The sequence below is a fragment of the Fictibacillus sp. 7GRE50 genome, from assembly GCF_015903875.1.
Classification (GTDB): Bacteria; Bacillota; Bacilli; order Bacillales; family Fictibacillaceae; genus Fictibacillus; species Fictibacillus phosphorivorans.
The window spans coordinates 94,350-111,807 of record NZ_JACZDW010000005.1; the positions used below are offsets into that span (position 1 = coordinate 94,350).

The 17,458-nt window shown below is 40.6% G+C and carries 22 protein-coding genes; 7 read left to right on the plus strand and 15 right to left on the minus strand.

Going from position 1 to position 17,458, the window contains the following annotated elements; translation table 11 throughout:
- Nucleotides 1-18: 18 nt before the first annotated feature.
- The 5 genes from IHV12_RS18995 to recQ all read right to left on the minus strand — a co-directional run bounded on the left by IHV12_RS18995 (nucleotide 19) and on the right by recQ (nucleotide 5,280).
- Nucleotides 19-207: a hypothetical protein gene (locus IHV12_RS18995; RefSeq protein ID WP_066390930.1), complete on the minus strand. Its 189-nt coding sequence runs from the start codon at nucleotides 205-207 to the stop codon at nucleotides 19-21.
- 211 nt (nucleotides 208-418) lie between these two features.
- Nucleotides 419-1,258, minus strand: a complete 840-nt coding sequence (locus IHV12_RS19000; protein ID WP_197191965.1) for a 1,4-dihydroxy-6-naphthoate synthase — start codon at nucleotides 1,256-1,258, stop codon at nucleotides 419-421.
- A 5-nt stretch (nucleotides 1,259-1,263) separates the two neighbouring features.
- Nucleotides 1,264-1,926 carry a futalosine hydrolase gene (locus tag IHV12_RS19005; protein ID WP_197191895.1) on the minus strand — a complete coding sequence of 221 codons (663 nt, stop codon included), beginning with the start codon at nucleotides 1,924-1,926 and terminating at the stop codon, nucleotides 1,264-1,266.
- Between the two features lie 19 nt (nucleotides 1,927-1,945).
- Nucleotides 1,946-3,142 (minus strand): class I SAM-dependent rRNA methyltransferase, encoded by a 1,197-nt coding sequence (locus IHV12_RS19010; RefSeq protein ID WP_197191896.1) that lies wholly within the window; start codon nucleotides 3,140-3,142, stop codon nucleotides 1,946-1,948.
- Entirely contained in the window at nucleotides 3,139-5,280 is a 2,142-nt protein-coding gene (gene recQ, locus IHV12_RS19015) for a DNA helicase RecQ (RefSeq protein ID WP_197191897.1), read from the minus strand. The genes IHV12_RS19010 and recQ overlap by 4 nt, the downstream gene beginning before the upstream one ends.
- A gap of 165 nt (nucleotides 5,281-5,445) precedes the next feature.
- On the opposite strand from recQ, the gene IHV12_RS19020 reads away from it, so the two are divergent.
- From IHV12_RS19020 to IHV12_RS19030, 3 genes are all read left to right on the plus strand, one after another.
- Entirely contained in the window at nucleotides 5,446-5,793 is a 348-nt protein-coding gene (locus IHV12_RS19020; protein WP_197191898.1) for an ASCH domain-containing protein, read from the plus strand.
- A gap of 11 nt (nucleotides 5,794-5,804) precedes the next feature.
- Complete coding sequence (locus IHV12_RS19025) at nucleotides 5,805-6,251, plus strand: DUF2269 family protein (RefSeq protein ID WP_197191899.1); 447 nt, start codon at nucleotides 5,805-5,807, stop codon at nucleotides 6,249-6,251.
- A gap of 301 nt (nucleotides 6,252-6,552) precedes the next feature.
- A complete protein-coding gene (locus IHV12_RS19030) occupies nucleotides 6,553-6,981 on the plus strand; it encodes a hypothetical protein (RefSeq protein WP_197191900.1) in 429 nt (142 codons plus the stop codon).
- A 37-nt stretch (nucleotides 6,982-7,018) separates the two neighbouring features.
- Here the strand turns inward: IHV12_RS19030 and IHV12_RS19035 are convergent, their stop codons facing one another.
- Entirely contained in the window at nucleotides 7,019-7,726 is a 708-nt protein-coding gene (locus tag IHV12_RS19035; RefSeq protein ID WP_197191901.1) for a proprotein convertase P-domain-containing protein, read from the minus strand.
- A 225-nt stretch (nucleotides 7,727-7,951) separates the two neighbouring features.
- Here IHV12_RS19035 and IHV12_RS19040 point away from each other — a divergent pair, with 225 nt between their 5' ends.
- Both IHV12_RS19040 and IHV12_RS19045 read left to right on the plus strand, forming a co-directional pair.
- Complete coding sequence (locus IHV12_RS19040) at nucleotides 7,952-8,152, plus strand: DUF3311 domain-containing protein (RefSeq protein WP_137791444.1); 201 nt, start codon at nucleotides 7,952-7,954, stop codon at nucleotides 8,150-8,152.
- Nucleotides 8,153-9,655 (plus strand): sodium:solute symporter family protein, encoded by a 1,503-nt coding sequence (locus IHV12_RS19045; protein ID WP_197132414.1) that lies wholly within the window; start codon nucleotides 8,153-8,155, stop codon nucleotides 9,653-9,655.
- 45 nt (nucleotides 9,656-9,700) lie between these two features.
- Here IHV12_RS19045 and IHV12_RS19050 read toward each other — a convergent pair whose 3' ends face one another.
- The 8 genes from IHV12_RS19050 to IHV12_RS19085 form a co-directional block, all read right to left on the minus strand.
- A complete protein-coding gene (locus IHV12_RS19050; RefSeq protein WP_197191902.1) occupies nucleotides 9,701-10,042 on the minus strand; it encodes a DUF1801 domain-containing protein in 342 nt (113 codons plus the stop codon).
- Nucleotides 10,035-10,205, minus strand: coding sequence for a hypothetical protein (locus tag IHV12_RS19055; protein WP_197191903.1), 171 nt, complete (start codon nucleotides 10,203-10,205; stop codon nucleotides 10,035-10,037). The genes IHV12_RS19050 and IHV12_RS19055 overlap by 8 nt, the downstream gene beginning before the upstream one ends.
- A gap of 91 nt (nucleotides 10,206-10,296) precedes the next feature.
- Nucleotides 10,297-11,544 carry an RNA polymerase sigma factor gene (locus tag IHV12_RS19060; protein ID WP_231620807.1) on the minus strand — a complete coding sequence of 416 codons (1,248 nt, stop codon included), beginning with the start codon at nucleotides 11,542-11,544 and terminating at the stop codon, nucleotides 10,297-10,299.
- Between the two features lie 2 nt (nucleotides 11,545-11,546).
- The gene (locus IHV12_RS19065; RefSeq protein ID WP_197191905.1) at nucleotides 11,547-11,981 is read right to left on the minus strand and encodes a YciI family protein; all 435 of its coding nucleotides are present in this window, start codon (nucleotides 11,979-11,981) and stop codon (nucleotides 11,547-11,549) included.
- Nucleotides 11,982-12,089: 108 nt separating this feature from the next.
- Entirely contained in the window at nucleotides 12,090-12,899 is an 810-nt protein-coding gene (locus tag IHV12_RS19070; protein WP_197191906.1) for an alpha/beta fold hydrolase, read from the minus strand.
- Nucleotides 12,900-13,082: 183 nt separating this feature from the next.
- Complete coding sequence (locus IHV12_RS19075) at nucleotides 13,083-13,526, minus strand: hypothetical protein (RefSeq protein ID WP_197132397.1); 444 nt, start codon at nucleotides 13,524-13,526, stop codon at nucleotides 13,083-13,085.
- Nucleotides 13,527-13,544: 18 nt separating this feature from the next.
- Nucleotides 13,545-13,982 carry a LytTR family DNA-binding domain-containing protein gene (locus IHV12_RS19080; RefSeq protein ID WP_197132394.1) on the minus strand — a complete coding sequence of 146 codons (438 nt, stop codon included), beginning with the start codon at nucleotides 13,980-13,982 and terminating at the stop codon, nucleotides 13,545-13,547.
- Nucleotides 13,983-14,212: 230 nt separating this feature from the next.
- Nucleotides 14,213-15,193: a spermidine synthase gene (locus tag IHV12_RS19085; protein ID WP_197191907.1), complete on the minus strand. Its 981-nt coding sequence runs from the start codon at nucleotides 15,191-15,193 to the stop codon at nucleotides 14,213-14,215.
- Between the two features lie 144 nt (nucleotides 15,194-15,337).
- On the opposite strand from IHV12_RS19085, the gene IHV12_RS19090 reads away from it, so the two are divergent.
- Nucleotides 15,338-16,099 (plus strand): ferritin-like domain-containing protein, encoded by a 762-nt coding sequence (locus IHV12_RS19090; protein WP_197191908.1) that lies wholly within the window; start codon nucleotides 15,338-15,340, stop codon nucleotides 16,097-16,099.
- A 12-nt stretch (nucleotides 16,100-16,111) separates the two neighbouring features.
- Nucleotides 16,112-16,789, plus strand: a complete 678-nt coding sequence (locus IHV12_RS19095) for a peroxiredoxin (RefSeq protein WP_197132385.1) — start codon at nucleotides 16,112-16,114, stop codon at nucleotides 16,787-16,789.
- A 47-nt stretch (nucleotides 16,790-16,836) separates the two neighbouring features.
- Here IHV12_RS19095 and IHV12_RS19100 read toward each other — a convergent pair whose 3' ends face one another.
- Nucleotides 16,837-17,202, minus strand: a complete 366-nt coding sequence (locus IHV12_RS19100) for a YbaN family protein (RefSeq protein ID WP_197191909.1) — start codon at nucleotides 17,200-17,202, stop codon at nucleotides 16,837-16,839.
- Between the last annotated feature and the right edge of the window lie 256 nt (nucleotides 17,203-17,458).

The following is a 17,458-nucleotide window of genomic DNA, read 5'->3' on the forward strand; positions in this document are numbered from 1 at the left end:
CAGCGGGTTTCTTCATGTCTATTTTCTTAATATTTCCTTGAGCCCTTTATAAATTAATACAGCTCCAAAAACAAGAACCGTTAAAATCGCGATAATTTTAACAGCTGGACCGAATGCAGCTAAAAACGTGCCGCCTAGTGGAAGTGCAAGTAGAAAATAACCAGCTAACAAAGCCCCAATCAGTGTTAATACATTTGTATTAGACATATTGCGCCTCCTTATAACAATTTCTCTTCTCGTTATAAGGTATGCGCTGATGTGGAGAGTGGTTAATTCCTTATCATGCAGGTTTTATTAGGTAATCTGTCCAATCTAGGAGTTAATCTGTCCAATGTTCACTTTAATCTGTCCGATTCCCAAGATAATCTGTCCAATGTCCCTAAAAATCTATCCAATCTAAGAATTAATTTGTCCACTCTTAAATTTTCAGTAGTTTCGTATAATCCTTCTTCGGTACGATGCCTTCTTCTCCAGCTCGGTTCAATAGAGTCGTAATGGCCTCGAAGCCCTTCTCTCCAAGATCAGCGGTAAAATCATTCACATACAGATCGATGTGGGATTTCGCTACATCCTCAGAGAGTTCGCTCGCATGCTGCATCACATAATCTCTAGATGCCTTAGGATTTCGCCATGCGTACTCTACTGATTCACGTATCCAAGCTGTAATAGACTCTAAATCTAGTGAACGGCGCGCGATGATCGCTCCGAGGGGAATGGGCAGTCCCGTATCTTCTTCCCACCAGCTTCCCATATCCGCCAACAGATTTAACCCGTAATTTTGATACGTAAAGCGAGCTTCATGGATTACAAGACCTGCATCAATCTTGCCGTCTTTTACAGCAGGCATGATTTCATTAAACGGCATAACGATGATCTCGCCCACTCCGCCTGGTACATTTTGAGCCGCCCATAAACGGAACAGCATGTAAGCGGTAGAGCGTTCACTTGGAACAGCCACCTTTGCTCCTGATAGCATGTCAGGCGTAACATCACCTGGCTCCTTCACAAGAACTAACGGACCACATCCACGACCAAGTGCACCTCCGCATGGAAGCAGAGCATATTTATCCAAAACATAAGGAAGCGCTGCGTATGAGATCTTTAATATATCAAGTTCATCTGACTCAGCAGCTAATCCGTTTGTGATATCTATATCTGCATATGTAACATCAAGTTCTGGAGCACCAGGAATAAGCCCATGAACCAATGCATGAAAAACAAACGTATCATTGGGACAAGGTGAAAACGCAATACTCATTTTACTCATAACAAAACCTCCGCGATAACTTTACTAGCTCTCTCTAGTGTATCGAACGCTTCCTTCATACGCCAAGCAGAACGATCTCGCGGACCAATCGGATTTGATATGGAACGTATCTCAAGTACCGGCTTTCCAAATTCTTGTGCCGCAAACGCTACACCATAGCCTTCCATCGCTTCTGCTAGGGCATCAGGCTCACGATCCTGAAGATTCTTCGTTGTTTCAGAAGTTCCTGTCACAGTAGATAGCGTTAGAACGTGACCGAGTTGAACAGGTACTTCTGCGAGCTTTAATGACGTTAAACAGTGCATGACCAGTTCGCTGTCTGCTTTTATGCGCGTTGAAGCACCAAAACCAAGCTCATCTAATGTGATGAACCCTTCAGGAGATTCTGCCCCAAGATCTCCTGAAATCATCTCATCTGCAATGACCAATGTCCCAACATCTGCTTTATTCTGAAAGCCTCCAGCAATCCCCATGTTAATGACAAGGTCATAGTCTTTTGTTAAAAGTGCCTTTGTTGTTTGGATACCCGCTGATATCGGACCAACTCCAGCTAATACGACATCAATTGAAGATGTTTGGCCAATTCCTTTTAAGATTGCCTCTTTTTCAGCAGCTACAGAAGTCATGATTAAAATACGGCGTTCGTTATTCATCGACATGAAGATCCCCTTTCGCCGGTTAGCTTAATTTTTCAATGAACACTACTTTTAAATAGTTACCCTCTTTGAACTCTTTGTGTGTTTTAAAATCTTGTGGAAGCTTAAATTCTTCCAAAATGTTATACGTTCCGCCTGTTTGTTTAAAAGCTGATGATATCATCTCTTTAAACTTTTTCATCCCAAACGTTGAGCAGTTAGAAGAGGCTACGATTACACCGTTTCTTTCTGTAATCTGGATCGCTTGTGCTAATAAATCAGGATAATCTTTCCCAGCACTGAACGTATGTTTCTTAGAACGTGCAAAGCTCGGAGGATCTAAGATTACTAGGTCGAACGACAGCTCTTTTCGAACAGCATATTTAAAGTAGTTGAATACATCTTCTACAATGATGTCGTGGTCCTCATAGTTCAGACCGTTCACACTGAACTGTTCTTGTGTCTTGCTTCGACTTCTATTCGCTAAATCAACGCTTGTCGTTTTCAGAGCACCGCCAAGAGCAGCCGCAACTGAAAACGCACCTGTATAAGAGAACGTATTCAGAACGGTTTTCCCTTTCGCATATTGATCACGAATGGTTCTGCGCACATCACGCTGATCTAAGAACACACCGACCATTGCACCATCATTTAGATAAACGGCAAAGTGGATGCCGTTCTCTCTTACGATTAGTGGACTTGGTGCTTGTTCACCTTCAACAAAATCGTTATCATCAATATATTTTCCTTTTACAGCAAAACGCTTCTTTTCATAAATCCCTTTTACTTTAACAAGTTCTTTAAGAGAGGCGATCACTTCCTCTTTAAAAGAGTAGATGCCTTCACTATACCAAGTTAGAACGTAGTAGCCGTTATAGTGGTCGATCGTCAGCCCACCAATTCCGTCTCCCTCACCGTTAAAAACCCGGAATGCTGTTGTTTCATAATTGTTAAAAAGATCTTGGCGATGGTTGATCGCTTTTTTTATTTTCTTTTCAAAAAATTCTTGATCGATGAGTTCTTGTGAATTTTGCGTGAGTACCCATCCACGGCCTTTGTTCTGTTTACCGTAGTATCCCTTACCGAGGAACACATTCTTTTCATCAAACAGTTCAATGATCGTTCCTTCTTCTTTTACGTTGCTTATATTTTGAACAGCATCTTCCGTGATCAATGGAAAACCTGTTTTTAAACCTTTAACATAAGATGGTTTTACTTTTAATCGGACATTCTTCTTCATCTTGTCACCCGTTTCTTATTTTCGTTTTGCAGCAAGTACACTTTAATCATAAAGTAACTTACTTCATCAGGAAGTAATTCTTTGATCGGCTTTAACTTTTCTCCGCCAGCTTGTTGAATGGCATGTTCGATTTCTGAGACATATTCATCTGGAATGAGATCCTCCATATGAACGTCCATTCCATCTTGTATGCATTGAACGAGATGACTCTCGACCGTACTCACGGCTAGATTGCGGTGTTCAGCGATCTCATCGACTGACATCTTCTCTTTATAGAGAGTGTATGTTTCAAGATGAGAATCAGGCGTTGTCTTTTTTACAGGCTCTTTTGCAACGGTGCTCTGATCCGTATTTTCTCTTCGCTCTGGATGCTCAGCCAAATAAGTAGAAATAGCAGAGATAAACTGCTCTCCGTACTTCTCAAGCTTATTTTGACCAACACCCGTCACACTCAAAAATTCAGTTCTTGACTCAGGCAGCTTCACACACATATCTTTTAACGCGGTATCTGCGAAAATAACGAACGGTGGAACGTTCTCCTGTTCAGCTATCGTCTTTCGCACGATTCGAAGCTCTTCAAATAACGGATCATCTGCAGCCACTTGTTTCGTTACGACCGCTTCTTTACGCATGATTTGTTCTTTTCCGAGCAGGATGTCTTTCCCTTTTTCTTTTATATAAAGAGTTGGGAACGTCCCATGCTCAACAGCGATGATCTCTTGTGAGATAAAAAACTCGATGAGATCTGTAATTTCTTTCGTGCTTTTATTTTTCAGCATGCCGTATGTTGGCAGCTTATTAAATCTCATCTCTAAAACCTTTTTATTCTTGGACCCGGTCAGTACTTGCGCAATCAACGTCTTACCGAACCGCTTCTGTCCCATCCGCACGATACAGGACAATACGATCTGCGCTTCTCTTGTTACATCGATGCTATCGCGATTATCCGTACAGTTGCCGCACCGGCCGCATGGTGGTATTTCTTCATCACTAAAATAACGGACGATTGATTGCTGCAAACAACTTTCTGTGTAGCAATAGTCCACCATGAGCTGAAGCTTCTCCAGCTCTTGCGCCATTCGATCCTGCTCACTAGACTGGTCGATCAGAAAACGCTGTACCTGAACGTCTTGCGAAGAATATAGCTGGATACATTCACTTGGAAGTCCATCACGACCAGCACGACCGGCTTCTTGATAATAACTCTCCATGTTTTTAGGAAGCTGAAAATGGATAACATATCTGATATTCGATTTATCGATACCCATCCCAAACGCAGAAGTAGCCACCATAACCGATGATTCATCTTGAAGAAATTGTTCTTGTTGTTCCATACGCTCGTTGTCATTCATTCCTGCATGATAACGAGAAACGTTGATACCATTTTTTTGGAGTGTTTCATAAAGCTGATCAACCGTTTTACGTGTTGCTGCGTATATGATTCCCGCTTCTTTCTCGTTCTTTCTGAGAAAATCTTTTAAGTAAGAAAGACGATCTTGTCCCTTAATCACAGAAAAAGATAAGTTTTCACGTTCAAATCCTGTTAATACTGTCTTGTTCTCATCAATATCGAGCGACCAACAGATGTCCTGGCGAACACGCGGTGTAGCTGTTGCCGTTAACGCGAGCACTACCGGACGATTCGGCAGATTTCCGATCATTCTTTGAATACGTTGGTAGCTCGGTCTGAAGTCGTGTCCCCATTGCGAGATACAGTGGGCTTCGTCTACCGCGATTAAAGGTATATCGATCTGTCTCAAATGATCCATAAAGTCATAGGATTCTAAGCGTTCTGGTGCAATATATAAAAGTTTATACTCACCGCTTTTCGCCTTTTCAATTCGTTCTCTCGCCTCTGCTGCTGTAAGTGAAGAATTGATGAAGGCCGCGGAAATACCCAACTGCAATAATGTATCAACCTGATCTTTCATTAATGAAATTAAAGGAGAAATAACAATTGTTGTTCCTTCAAAAACAAGGGCAGGTATTTGATAGCAGATCGATTTTCCGCCACCAGTAGGCATAACACAAAGTGTATCGTCACCCGCTAAAACCGATTGTATCGCTTGCTCTTGTCCGTTCCGGAATGAAGAATAACCGTAATGCAAATTCAGCATTTGCTTTGCTTTTTCTATCAAAACTTAAATTAGCCTCCCTCAGGTAGAGTCATCTCTTGATTATAAAGGTACTGACTCAACATAGCAAAGACACATCTTACCGTTTTCTTCCGATAAAAATAGACAGACTACTTAATAAAGTGTGATACATTAGGAATTGGAGAAATGGAAAAGGAGTTTTTACATATGACAATTCAAGAAAACAACAATTTGCCACCAAAAACATGTTCAATTGAAAGACTCGTAACGATGCCAGCTGATGTTGCTAAAGTTCTAGAAGGCAAGAAAACGGCAACTCGCCGAAACGGACGCTATGCTGACATTGGGGAAATCATGGAATTAGAAGGGCATTCGTTCGTAGTGAACAACGTATACCGACAATCTCTTGGTGAACTAACTGACCAACACGCCCAAGACGAAGGCTTTGCAACGGTTGAAGAGTATAAGAACGCTATTCTTTCATACCACCCTGGTATGCCGTGGCTTCCTCATATGCAAGTATGGGTTCACGAATTCAGTCCTGCTAAAGGCTAGATCTTAACTCCATGGATGTTTTGTATCCTATTTTCTTGTATATCCATATTTTAAGCGTGATTATTTCAGTTGGACCGTTTTTTATCCTGTTCCCACTGATCAAAAAACTGAGAACCGCTAGTGGAGATGAGATGCAGGCTCACCTCGGCACATTTCGGTTTGTCGTTTGGCTCGCCAAACACGCGGGTCACGTCTTAGTATTGTCAGGTTTATTGCTCGTGTTCACAGGACCTTGGACGTGGGACACACCATGGATCCTCATGACTTTAATCATCTTGTTCTGCTCACTGTTCTTTTTAGCGCGCGCCTTTTCACCGACGCTTCGAAAGTTTGATGATGAAACGCATGATAAAACGGCGCTAGCTCAGAAACTCCAGCGTGCCGTTTGGATATACCTCGGATTATTGATGATTATGCTTTGGTTTATGGTCGGAAAACCATATTTGTGGTTTGGATAGGTTGGCGGAAGCTGCTCCCTTTTGTTGTGAGGGTGCAGCTTTTTTAGTTGCGTCCATATGGAGTGGACAAATTTAAATTGGTAGGCAAAAAATGTGGATTGGAGCCTAAAACTCGTGGATTAAACAGCTAAACTTTTGGATTAAGCATGCAAATTTCTGGATTCAGAAGCTATTTTTGTGGATTCATTATCTCGGTGTCCAGCTGGCATAGAAATGGCCGCCTATGTAAGAAGAAATTCGCCTCTCTATATAGAATAAACTATGTATGAAACTCCATTTTTTGAACAGGGGGCACATACTCATGGATTTGCATCCGATCACAGTCATTGAAATTATATTCACTGTAACTTTGATCAACACACTTTTCATTATTGCTTTCTTAATACCAAAAACAAAGCGAAAAACCGGCTTATACACAGCTACTAGCATTACAGCTCTCATTTTACTATTTTTCATCATACGTCCCTTTTGGATTAACTATCACGTTTCCGTAAAAAAAGAACAGCTCACCTTTTATTTAGAGAAACAATTTCCTAATGAAAAGTGGCAGATTACACAAAACGTCGGACGGCAATACAATCCTTATATTTTTTTAGTAGAGTTTCATAACGAAAAGGGTTGGAAGTATCACTTTTATGTAAAGAATGCAGACCATATTAGGCAAAACGGCTATTCTCAACCAGATAGTGTTGAACAAATAGAAGGTAAACATCAGCGAAAAGATTGGTAACAAAAAAGAAAACCTCCTTTGGTTGGAGGCCTTACGGTTACAGTGAATCTCTTGTTGTTATAGTCAGTTCCCAACCCCTATTGATGGCTCCTTGATCTAGAGCAAATTGATCATATACATACAGTTGCCATGTACCATTTGGATTCGTTCCATTCAAAACGCTAAGCGTCGTTCCATATGGAAGTCCTGGCGCACCTGGTAATGCTGTAACTGGAGGAAAAGTGCTTGGTTTATAAATGCCTGGTGGAGGAATTGTATTTTCTGTCATTGAATTTACTGCTGTATCACTGAACGTATACGTAACATTTACAACTCCAGGATTAGTGCCTCCAACAGTAGACATTAAGATGACATTCTGTCCTTGAGGACCGACAAGTAGTACCTGCAGATCTGATAGATATGAATGTGTAAGGTTACGAAGAATTACCGTTACATTTGTAATTGTCCCACTTAAACCTGATACATTAATAATCGATGGATACGGTGTTGCTGCTCCGCTATCAGGAATTGTAATGACGTTAGGATTAGCAAACTGATTTGTGTTTACTGCAGTCCTACCACAGATAACTGCTGTTATACATCCGCAGTCTAAAGCTAGCACTTGATTACCACTCGTGATTCCTACGACGCAATTCCCTCTAATCTCTTGAAAAATAAAAGGAACTTGTCTACCACCCACTACTAACACAACGACTTGTCCGTATATTAAGCATTTTAACGTGTGACAAACACATGAATGAATCATTGTTTCCCACCTCCCTCTTATACGGTTACTTCTAATATATGCTAGTCTCCGATTTTCGCTTAGGTAACACAGTATTTAATTTCACAGATAATGAAAACCCTTTCATTATCTAATAATATTAAATATTTTAAAAATTTATATAATTCCCCTTGTCCCTATCTTTTTAAGCTGTTATGATTGTGAACATTATCTTTCTAAAAACACCACAGAAGGGACACATGCAGCATGAAGAAATTATTATTGATCGTATTGATTTCCGCTCCATTTATCGCACAACTGGTCGTTCTACCGTTCGTAAACAGGATCGATCCTATCATTTTCGGGCTACCGTTTCTTCAGTTTTGGTTGTTTTTGTGGATTGTGCTAACTCCTTTTTGCACATTAGGAATCTATCAACTTCAGAAATCAGAAGGGAGCCTGGACTAAATGCAGCAAGGTAATCTTACAGCACTATCTATCACGATTTTTATTATCTTAACAGTCGTTTTGATCGGCTTTCTTGCCGGAAGGGACAAAGCTACCCGAAGCTCAGTTGAAGAATGGTCTGTTGGCGGAAGACGCTTTGGCGGCTTACTCGTTTGGTTTCTAGTCGGTGCAGATCTTTACACAGCTTATACGTTCCTAGGTTTAACGAGTACCGCTTACACAGCAGGAAGTCTCGCCTTCTTCGCGATTCCCTACTCGGTTCTGGCGTATTTTATCTCTTATTTTTTCCTTCCGAAGTTATGGAAAGTGGCGAATGAGCATAAGTTAACCACTCTAGCAGACTATGCTCGCGAACGTTTTGACTCTAAGTTATTATCTTCACTCATCGCCATCGTCGGCGTACTTATGCTGATTCCGTATATCTGTTTGCAGCTGAGTGGTATTCAAGATACGCTTCAGGTTGCTGGGACAGGCTTTATCAATGTAAAAGTGGTCGTGATCACCTCTTTCTTGCTTGTTGCACTTTATACATTTTTCAGTGGGATCAAAGGACCGACTTATACAGCGATTATTAAGGATGTTTTAGTGTGGGCAATCATGTTATTCATGGTCGTGTCTCTTCCAATCATGCACTTTGGTGGCTGGAATCCTATGGTTGATAAAATCGTAACGGAAGCTCCTCACCTCTTAACGATTCCAGACTCTGGGCCAAAAGGTGTTACATGGTTCATTACAGCAGCTTTTGTATCATCACTCGCTCTTTTTATGTGGGCACATGCGGCAACAGGCGTTTTCACAGCAAAAAGTGCAGATGCCATTCGAAAAAATGCACTGTTTCTGCCGCTTTATAATATCGTTTTAATTCTTGTTGTTTTCCTTGGATTCATCGCTTTTCTTGTTTTACCAGATGGGACGGATCCTAGGTTTGCTCTTCTTGCATTGATTCAAACGTCTTATGGTGGAATCGGTCAGGGTTTAGCGTACTCAACAATCGCACTGGCTTCACTCATTCCTTGTTCCATCATGGCGATCGGTGCATCGAACCTATTTGCAAACAACATCTATCGTGACCTCATCAATCCGAAAGTAAAAGGACCGAAACTAACGATGATCACTCGCGGCATGGTTTTCGTTGTTATCGGACTTGCGTTATTGTTCGGTCTTGTGTTTCCACAAGCGCTCGTTTCCCTACAGTTGCTTGGTGTATCAGGAATGGTGCAGATTTTCCCTGCAATCGTTATCAGCTTGTTCTGGAGAAATCAATCTAGAGAAGCTACCATTATTGGCCTGATTGTCGGACTCGTGGTTACCTTCACAGTCTACTCAACAGGTACAAGCCTTGGAATCTATGAAGGTTTCTGGGGATTGATGGCTAACTTTATAACGGTAGTTGGGTTGAACCCTTTCTTTGTTAAAAAAGCGAAGCATTCCTCAAACGCTGTAAAGAAATACTTGTTTGATCAGTCATCAAAAGAAGAACAACTTGTACGAAAAGGAGCATAACAAAAAAGCGTGAGTCCAAATCGTTTGGACTCACGCTTTTTTAGCTCATAGAGAACTTGATGCTTCACTGACGAAAGAAGCCAGTTGTTCGGAATCAATCGTGTCACCTTTCCGCAGCTTAATAGTTTTACGTTCTGGCGGGCCACTGAAGAGACCTTCTGGAAGTTTTAATGAATTTGCATTAAAAATCGTAAAACTTACGGCATCTTTGGATGTCGAGATCACTGCAGCGTATTTTCCGTTTTTTAAGAAGTGAGGCTTTTTATACTGAATCCGCTCATGAACGTCAGGTATCGCTTGGTGAACAACTCCGCGTAGATTCGTAGATAACTCTACCTGCCAGGAGTCTTTTAATTCGTCAATAAATTGGGTCACATCGTTATTCATCGTTTACTGTCTCCTTTATTTTTGTCCTATCGGCCTTTTGCAACATAAATATATGTTCTTCTAAGTCCTTTTTCAGACTTTCTTTACTTGGACTCGAAAGTGGTGGCTTTCGACGTAATGAATGATGTCCCTTGATTTCTACTTTACCTCTCTGATATCGCATCCATCGTTTCCTCCTTTGGATTGTGATCAGCTTTCCTACCTTTACTACGAAACTGAACATCTATAATCGACTAGGTTTGAAAAAACTTCGTTCAAGACTCACATTCTTTTACTCTGGTCATCAGAAGGCTTTTCTCTTTTTCATTCTTAGTCATAGATGCAGCGCGTTTAAATTCTATACGCGCGTCATCAAATCTTTTCAATTTAAAAAGAAGATTTCCACGCACGCTATAAAGGAGGTAATACTCCTGTAAAGAAGATTCCCCACTTAATTCATCTACAAGTTGAAGTCCTATAGAAGGACCAAATGCCATTGAGATGGCAACAGCGTGGTTTAATTCAACGATAGGTGAAGGAGATACCCTGTATAACGCCTCATAAAGCGCAGCTATTTTTACCCAGTTCGTTTCTTCAACGGAATGAGCCTCTGCATGACAAGCAGAGATTTTCGCTTGAATCGCATATTGTCCGAGTGGTACACCTATCCTTTCACTTCGCTCGAGTGCAGCTAATCCACGACGAATCAGTAAACGATCCCATTGTGCTCGATTTTGATTCATGAGTAAGATTGGTTCCCCTTTTGCATTTATCCTAGTCTTCAACCGTGAAGATTGTATTTCCATTAATGCTACTAGACCATGTACTTCTGATTCACTTTGGGCGAGCTCAGCAAGAACGCGCCCTAATCTCAATGCCTCCTGACACAATAAAGGACGAACCCAATGATCGCCTGATGTTGCCGCATACCCTTCGTTATACATCAGATAAATAACTTCAAGCACCGTTGATAGACGTTCTTTTCGATCTTCTTTTGCTGGAACTTCAAAAGGTATATTTTCAGATTTAAGTGTCCTTTTGGCACGTACAATTCGTTGCGCTACAGTAGATTCTGACAGAAGAAAAGAACGGGCGATCTCATCAGTAGTTAAACCACATAATAAACGCAATGTTAGTGCAACCCGAGCTTCTTGTGATAACACCGGATGACAGGTCATAAAGATTAAACGAAGAAGTTCATCTCCAATTTCTTCGTTTATCACATGATCAACATCTTCTTCCGTGTAAAGATCAGTTCCTCTGGCCAGCTCGGAATATTTTTGTTCACGTTTTTTTGTACGCCTTATTAAGTCAATCGCACGCCGTTTGGCCACAGTCATCAGCCATGCCCCCGGATTATCTGGAATACCGATATTTGGCCATTTTTCTAATGCGACGATTAATGCATCATGAGCAATATCTTCAGCGATACTTACATCTCGCAGCATGTGCGTTAAGCTTGCGACCAACTTCGCAGATTCTATTCTCCATATCTCTTCGATCGCTCGATTTACATCGACCATTGTCACGCTTTTTGCTGCTCCTCAGCCTTTTTTCGAATTTCTCTTTCTTTCATTAAATGAATAGGGTTTTCCATTATTTCCTCCGCTTCAAAAACCTGTCGCAGTTCAATCTCACCATGCCCATACCCATGTGGATCCGGCATACGCAGAGCCCACTGGATTGCTTCTTCTCTTGACTTCACTTCAATGAGCGTATAGCCTGCAATTAGTTCTTTTACTTCTGTAAACGGGCCGTCAATTACTTTAGGACGACCGCCCCGTTCCGTGTAAGAAATTCGTATACCACTTGAACTAGGTTGTAAGCCGTCTGCAGCAAGTAGCACACCTGCCTTTACTAATTCCTCGTTATATTTTTGCATGGCATCTATTAATTCCTGGCTCGGCATAACCCCAGCCTCTGAATCTGCTGTCGCTTTAACGATCATCATAAATCTCATGTGTAGTTGCCTCCTCATTTTTAACTCTTCATTTTAATGATCTGCACGATAAATCTATAAAAAGGTTTCGGTATTTGTTAAAAAAATCCTTTAGTAATTTTCTCTAGTTTATACAGCAGAAAAAAATAAGACGAGCTCAGAAGAAATACTTTTAACATTAAGCTGTTTCGTATGTCCAAGCCCCTTCTTACTTATTAATTCAGCATTAGGAAGCACTTTTACTAAAGCATCTGCTCCGTCACGAAGCATTAAAGGACTTTCTGTGCCTTTAAGTACAATTGTTGGCACTGTAACGTTATTCCAAAAATCTTCAGGCAATGACTTTCCCTCCATATATCCTTCTAATAATGTCGCATCGTACGGAAGGGTATGTGCAACCGCCATAAGCTTGGACCAAACACCAGGCATCATACGCATCATAGTTACAACGAATGAAGGAGCCCCCATGCCCTTCTTCATGAAATATTTAATCGTATCGGCACTGCGATCATCAGAAACAAGTTCACTAACCTTTTTTGAAAAATCCCTTGGTGGTACATGATCTTTGTCATTGACGATAAATGGCGGTTCGTGGAGCGCTAATTTTGCAATGCTCGCTCCATGAGCAGCTGCTTGTAAAGCAAGAACAGCTCCTGATGATAACCCCCAAACGAATGCCGTTCCTCCTGCTTTTGAGATAATTGCATCCAGATCTTCATACTCTCGTACGGGTTCATACTGTTCTGCGTCACCACTATCACCACGGCCACGTCGGTCGTATGTGTAAACTGTAAAATGGTCTGATAATAATTTTGCAAGTTTAACCATGCCTGGGAACTTTCGATAACTGAATGCGCCTCCGATTAAGATGAGTGAAGGTCCATTTCCTACCTTGTCATAAACAATTTTTGTTCCATCTTTTGAAATTACAGTATTCATATGAATCTCTCCTTAGCATTTCAATTGTTTTTTAAGCTGATTTACTTATACGACGAAGAGGAGACGATAATATCGACACACTTTTTTAATACTTTTCAGTTTTTTTACAGAAAAGAATAATCGCAACGAAGTCGCTGCGATTATGATTGTTACCCCACTATACTCTTAAAAAAATTTTATAAACTAGCGAACTTGATTCTGCTTTCGATAATGCTGCATCTTCTGATTGAATTGAAATCCTAGCACTTTAAAATAGATAGTGAACCCAAGTATGCCGCCCAGATAAAGAATGTGAAACAGAACCAACATCATATAAAATGTTTTACTTCCCCACTCGAACCAGTTAAATACTTGGGACATCCCTATTAAAACGAAGCCGAGAATAAAATATTGTATGATCAGTTTCCAACTATTTGTTAACTTTACTTTAGTGTCCTCCGTCCAAAATAAGTAATGCAAACCAGTAACCAGAATACTGATAAAAAAGATTTGAACGATCATCTCGAAGGCGATCTCCCTTTTTCCGAGCATATAGCCGAACACAACATAGATGATGATTCCTGCCGAAAAGAATAAGCTCATAATCGTTTTAAATGCTACCGTATACGCCATTACTTTTTTAAACATATCATCGCCTCCTTTAATTTAAAAACCTAACTTTGCCTTTAAAACAGGCACATACTGACGGGACACTAATAGGTTCTCTCCGTTCTCCATTTTCACTTCTAACCTGCCTCCAATTCGTGGGGAAATGGATTGTAATCGATCGAGATTCAATATACTTGCTTTTGTAGCACGAAAAAAATTCACATCACCGAAGAGCTCTTCAATTTGATACAACCTTAATGACACCTCATAGACCGATTTTTCGGTATAAGCAAATGTCTTTTTATCAACTGACTCAAAATAATAAATATCATTTGGTAAAAGAAGATAGACCTTTCCATCCTTTGTACCCAATACTTTTCTTTCAAGGGACCTCAACGAAGTTAGAACTTTAATAACTTCATCATTTAACATTTTGCATTTCACAATGATTTCCAAGCCTTCATGATCATCACTTTCAAGTATTGTAAGCTTCATCTCACGCCCCCTTTATGTGTTTCACTTTATTTTTAACCAGTATATGTCATGATCTTCTCATCGTAAATCCACTTCTGACCAACCTGTCACAAGCCGTTACCAAGTTGCACACTCAGCTTCATGAATAACAAAAATAATTAACGTTCAGTTTATTAGAAATGCTAGTTACTCCTAATCCATAATATTAATCATTAAAAAAACACTTGTAAGTTACACAAGTGCTATCTATGTCAATTATTCAATTCTCTTCTTACAATATCTAAGAGGACGGTGTTCTGATCGGTCTGGATATCACCTTTGTTTTCAAGGTTTTTCAAGTAGTAAGGTAGTTCCAACACATCCTTCAGTCTTCCTTCTGTTAAGAATGGAACGGTAACTTTTAATCGGATGTCTTCTCGCTTTACCGGTAATGTCGAAGCGAGGACATAACCCCAATCCACACCCGTCTTGTTAGAGAAATTATGAAAGGGAATTGTGAAAAGTCCACATTCTTTTAACGTCTTTTCGATGCTCCACATATATTCTGGCATCAGGTTGACGGTTGAACAAGCAATGGATACAACACCACCCGGGTTTAAGTGTTCTTTTAATTGATGATAAAACTCTAAAGAAAACAATTGGGATAGACTTGGACATCTTTCAGTCGGTTCTGGTATGTCTACAATGATCACATCCCACGTTTCTAGGCTTTCTTCTACAAAATGTCTGCCATCTTCAATCACCGTTCTCACTCTGTGATGATTTAATGAACCCTCATTGAATGTAACTAAACGATCGAAGTTCTTTCCAAGATCCATCATCTCCGCATCAACATCTACAGCGATAATTTCCTCAACGTTCTCATAACGCAAAACCTCTCGCACACTGATTCCGCCTCCGCCACCGATGATTAAGATGCGTTTAGTCTCTTTCGCTGCGGCCATCGGAACATGTACGATCACTTCTGCATACTCATTTTCATCTTGTTTCGTGCCAAACATGATTTCACCATTGCTGTAGACCCATACTTCTCCTGAGACATCGATTAGTGCAATTCTTTGTGTCAACGTTTTGAACGTCTGAATCAGTTTGAAGTCTCTTTCGGGTCTCTGACCATCATTTATATAGAGTTTAAGTGAGCCACTTCCCAAAAACCTCCAATATAAATAACCACCCGCTTCTATTATAAAAACTGCGGCTGCACCAATCGCTAGCCACATGAGTTCATCCACTATAAACACTCCTTATTTTTCAACGAGCTATATGCTCATTCTTATTCATGCATCGGACATGTGGTGTTTAAATCTTTGTGTATAAACAAAATTTAGGCGTGTGCATATACTAATGCGACAATCATTTTTTTGGAGGTTATCTTGATGAGCTATATGAACCCACAACAACAGCAACAAGACACCGGACAACAGCAGAGTGATGGGCAGCAGCAAGCACTTCAACTATCTCTTCAACTCATTAGAGAAGCTGTTGCTGGTGAAAGGGAAGATGAATTATTTTACGACTATTTAATTTCTGAGGCACCCACAAACGAACAAAAATTAATCATCGCATCTATTCGAGATGATGAGAAAAGGCATAACAAACTCTTTAGAATGATCTACAAAGATCTTACCGGCCAAGAAGTTCCACCAATGAACGGAGAAGAGTTTCTGAAACCGAAAACCTATAAAGACGGACTTGTAAAAGCGCTGTTTGGCGAACTTGCTGCCGTAGAGAAATATCGCGTTATTCGCCAAGGACTTCCTAATACGTATTATCGAGATATTCTCTTTAACATCATTACAGATGAGATCAAGCACAGCGCTAAGTACAACTATTTATTCACGTTAAACAGTACATCAAGTGCTCCTCGTTCTTTTCATCAAGAACACAGAATGCCTCAAACGGAGAGCTTAGCAGACCAATGGGTTTCGTACATTGATCCGTTAGTACAAAGAGCATTAAAAGAGACCGAAGAAGGCATTAACTTAACTCATCTCTATCAGGAATTTATTTTATCTGGTGTTCTTGTTGGTCAAGGATTTACACCTCAACAAGCTATTGAACAGGTAGAAGAGTGGGAAAAAACAGGAGAGTCTCAGCTGTTGAAAAAGAGCAAGATGATGGGAAACCAAGGAAGATAGGAGAAGAGAGGGATGGAATCTACACAAACATTTTCAAAGCCTTTTATTGGCGATCAATTTCCGGAGATGACGGTTCATACAACCCTTGGGGAACTTGTCCTCCCAACAAGCTATCAAGGTCATTGGTTTGTCCTCTTTAGCCATCCGGGTGACTTTACACCCGTATGCACAACAGAGTTTGTTGCGTTTCAAAAGCTCATGCCTGAGTTTACAAAGCTCAACACTTACTTAATCGGATTATCTGTAGAACAAGTATACTCACACTTAAAATGGATCGAATGGATACAGCAGAATTTAAAAGTAGAGATTACTTTTCCGATCATCGCGGATAGTCTAGGCCGGATTGCTACTAGACTAGGAATGATACACCCTACGATGGGAACAAGAACAGTACGGAGTGTTTATATCGTAGATCCGACAGGCAAGATTCGTCTTATCCTTACGTATCCTGAAAATGTTGGCCGTAATATCAACGAGATCCTAAGAGCGGTTAAGGCGCTGCAGACAGCAGATAGAAATAAAGCAGCAACACCTGCAAACTGGCCGAAAAACGAGCTTGTTGGAGACCGTCTTATCGTTCCTCCAGCTGCCACAGTACAAGAAGCTAAAAAACGGGCAGAACAAGCACAAGCAGGAGAGATCGAGTGCTACGATTGGTGGTTATGTACAAAGCCTCTTCATGATAGATAAAGAGAGCAGCCTTTGATTAGGCTGCTCTCTTTATCTCCACACATTCTCTATGCCGTTTTAATTTTAACGATAAAATAATAATATTTATACATCACCACAAGAATCAAAATCACTCTTGCGATCATACTGTCTGTAAGGATAAAAGTAATCAAGATCATCGAATCTGAAAACAGGCTGATCATGATCTTTTTCTTTTTAGTGAGCGAACGATTCCTAACAAAATCATCTAGATGTTTTTTATAAATGTCGGTTCCTTTAAACCACACTTCAAACTTTTTTGAACCTTTTACGAAGAAATAAGATGCGAGTAGTAAGAGTGGTGTTGTAGGAAGCAACGGCAAGACGATACCGATAACGCCTAAACCTAGGAAAAAGAACCCCAATGCTACAAATATTATATTTTTAATTTTCATTGGGATTCTCACTTCCTTTTCCTTTTAAAATAGGTTTATTTGTATACATTGTTGCTTTTGTTAGTTGTTGGTTTCCGCTCCAGGTTGCACGCTTTCCACGGGGCGAACGGTGAGCCTCCTGCCGCTTTGCGCCATTAGGAGTCTCCACCTGACCGCTTCAAAGTTGTCTCTTTGCTCCTGCGTCTACAAGTTTATGCTAGAAAGTGGACTTCCTCGTCGCATGCCTTGCGAGAAGCTTCTCATGTAGCAGGCAGGC

Coding starts and splice junctions, on each gene's coding strand:
- IHV12_RS19075 (WP_197132397.1), bottom strand. CDS start 13,526: ATGTTTAAAAAAGTAATGGCGTATACGGTAGCATTTAAAACGATTATG.
- IHV12_RS19030 (WP_197191900.1), top strand. CDS start 6,553: ATGGATTTGCATCCGATCACAGTCATTGAAATTATATTCACTGTAACT.
- IHV12_RS19010 (WP_197191896.1), bottom strand. CDS start 3,142: ATGAAGAAGAATGTCCGATTAAAAGTAAAACCATCTTATGTTAAAGGT.
- IHV12_RS19055 (WP_197191903.1), bottom strand. CDS start 10,205: ATGCGATATCAGAGAGGTAAAGTAGAAATCAAGGGACATCATTCATTA.
- IHV12_RS19045 (WP_197132414.1), top strand. CDS start 8,153: ATGCAGCAAGGTAATCTTACAGCACTATCTATCACGATTTTTATTATC.
- IHV12_RS19095 (WP_197132385.1), top strand. CDS start 16,112: ATGGAATCTACACAAACATTTTCAAAGCCTTTTATTGGCGATCAATTT.
- IHV12_RS19060 (WP_231620807.1), bottom strand. CDS start 11,544: ATGGTCGATGTAAATCGAGCGATCGAAGAGATATGGAGAATAGAATCT.
- IHV12_RS19040 (WP_137791444.1), top strand. CDS start 7,952: ATGAAGAAATTATTATTGATCGTATTGATTTCCGCTCCATTTATCGCA.
- IHV12_RS19020 (WP_197191898.1), top strand. CDS start 5,446: ATGACAATTCAAGAAAACAACAATTTGCCACCAAAAACATGTTCAATT.
- IHV12_RS19005 (WP_197191895.1), bottom strand. CDS start 1,926: ATGTCGATGAATAACGAACGCCGTATTTTAATCATGACTTCTGTAGCT.
- IHV12_RS19080 (WP_197132394.1), bottom strand. CDS start 13,982: ATGAAGCTTACAATACTTGAAAGTGATGATCATGAAGGCTTGGAAATC.
- IHV12_RS19100 (WP_197191909.1), bottom strand. CDS start 17,202: ATGAAAATTAAAAATATAATATTTGTAGCATTGGGGTTCTTTTTCCTA.
- IHV12_RS19050 (WP_197191902.1), bottom strand. CDS start 10,042: ATGAATAACGATGTGACCCAATTTATTGACGAATTAAAAGACTCCTGG.
- IHV12_RS19035 (WP_197191901.1), bottom strand. CDS start 7,726: ATGATTCATTCATGTGTTTGTCACACGTTAAAATGCTTAATATACGGA.
- IHV12_RS19070 (WP_197191906.1), bottom strand. CDS start 12,899: ATGAATACTGTAATTTCAAAAGATGGAACAAAAATTGTTTATGACAAG.
- IHV12_RS18995 (WP_066390930.1), bottom strand. CDS start 207: ATGTCTAATACAAATGTATTAACACTGATTGGGGCTTTGTTAGCTGGT.
- IHV12_RS19025 (WP_197191899.1), top strand. CDS start 5,805: ATGGATGTTTTGTATCCTATTTTCTTGTATATCCATATTTTAAGCGTG.
- IHV12_RS19000 (WP_197191965.1), bottom strand. CDS start 1,258: ATGAGTATTGCGTTTTCACCTTGTCCCAATGATACGTTTGTTTTTCAT.
- IHV12_RS19065 (WP_197191905.1), bottom strand. CDS start 11,981: ATGAGATTTATGATGATCGTTAAAGCGACAGCAGATTCAGAGGCTGGG.
- IHV12_RS19090 (WP_197191908.1), top strand. CDS start 15,338: ATGAGCTATATGAACCCACAACAACAGCAACAAGACACCGGACAACAG.